General features: G+C 63.5%; 1 pseudogene. It reads right to left on the bottom strand.

Annotation, left to right across the window (positions count from 1 at the left end):
• A pseudogene (locus KVT32_RS28945) lies at positions 1–403 on the bottom strand (cell division protein); the annotation flags it as partial.

Raw genomic sequence — 403 nt, 5'->3', positions numbered from 1 at the left:
GCACTGCGCAGGTGCTCTACGGAAAGCTTGTTCGGATCGATAGCCACTTGCGGGTCGGCCGCGAGGGCGTTGGCTACGACCTTGCGAATGGCCCGACCATCCAATCCGACGCACTCGCCAGCGCACGCGTCGAACTGGTGAGCCGAGGAAAGCTTGCCAATCCCCGGGAATGTCTTTGCCAGGCCATTCAGGCAGTCCACCAGGATCTGCTTGCAGGCATCCTTGCCGGGCAGTGGCACCTCCATCACCATGTCGCAACGAGATAGGAAGGCGCTGCCGACGGCCTGTGGGAAGTTGCTGGTGGCCTCGAACAGCAGATGCGGGTTGCGTTCGGCCAACATGTCCAACTGCACCAACACCGCGTCGGTGGCCCGGGGCACATCACCCGGGTTGGCTTCCGGGC

This window comes from Achromobacter sp. GbtcB20, assembly GCF_019091095.1.
In the GTDB taxonomy this organism is placed as follows: Bacteria; Pseudomonadota; Gammaproteobacteria; order Burkholderiales; family Burkholderiaceae_B; genus Achromobacter; species Achromobacter mucicolens.
This window is presented reverse-complemented; position numbering and strand designations above follow the sequence as displayed.